Genomic DNA, 843 nt, shown 5'->3' with positions numbered 1-843 from the left:
CAGGACCCATTGATTTAAAAAAATGGCTGTGATTCAGACGGGCGTATAGGAGCCTGACTGATGAGTAATTTGTTTTGGCTGACGGACGAGCAAATGGCTCGTCTTCAGCCTTATTTTCCCAAGAGCCATGGTCGCCAGCGCGTTGATGATCGCCGCGTTCTGAGCGGCATCATCTTCGCCAACCGTAACGGGCTCAGGTGGTGCGATGCACCGAAGGAATATGGCCCGGCTAAGACGCTTTATAACCGTTGGAAACGCTGGGGCGACAAGGGCATCTTTATCCAGATGATGGAAGGCTTGGCTGTGCCTGAAGCTGCAGAGCATAAGACCATCATGATCGATGCGACCTATCTCAAGGCCCACCGCACGGCTTCCAGCCTGCGGGTAAAAAAGGGGGCGTGGGCCGCCTGATCGGCCGCACGAAAGGCGGCATGAACACCAAGCTTCATGCCGTATCGGATGCGAATGGTCGCCCGATCAGTTTCTTCATAACGGCCGGTCAGGTCAGCGATTACACCGGTGCTGCTGCCTTGCTTGACGAGCTTCCCAGGGCCAAATGGCTTCTGGCCGACCGTGGCTATGATGCCGACAGGTACCGTGACGCGTTACAGGCGAAGGGGATCACCCCCTGCATTCCGGGTCGGAAATCCCGCAACAAGACCATCAAATACGACAAACGTCGCTACAAACGGCGCAACCGGATCGAGATCATGTTCGGGCGTCTCAAAGACTGGCGGCGTGTCGCGACGCGCTATGACAGGTGCCCAATGGTCTTCCTATCCGCCATCGCGCTCGCTGCAACCGTGATCTTCTGGCTCTAATCAACGAGTCCTGAGCCTAGCT

The 843-nt window shown here is 56.5% G+C and carries 1 protein-coding gene; it reads left to right on the top strand.

Going from position 1 to position 843, the window contains the following annotated elements; genetic code table 11:
* Nucleotides 1-60: 60 nt before the first annotated feature.
* Nucleotides 61-821, top strand: a protein-coding gene (locus NDI72_RS21900) for an IS5 family transposase (protein WP_113152769.1) whose coding sequence is annotated in 2 segments (ribosomal slippage) — nucleotides 61-385 and nucleotides 385-821 — 762 coding nt in all. Because the reading frame shifts where the segments join, the coding sequence is not laid out codon by codon here.
* Nucleotides 822-843: the final 22 nt, after the last annotated feature.

Origin of the sequence: Nitratireductor sp. GZWM139 (assembly GCF_030068685.1) — a bacterium.
Lineage (GTDB): Bacteria > Pseudomonadota > Alphaproteobacteria > Rhizobiales > Rhizobiaceae > Nitratireductor > Nitratireductor aquimarinus.
Note: the sequence above shows the minus strand (reverse complement) of the source record. Positions and strands in the feature narration are given on the sequence as shown.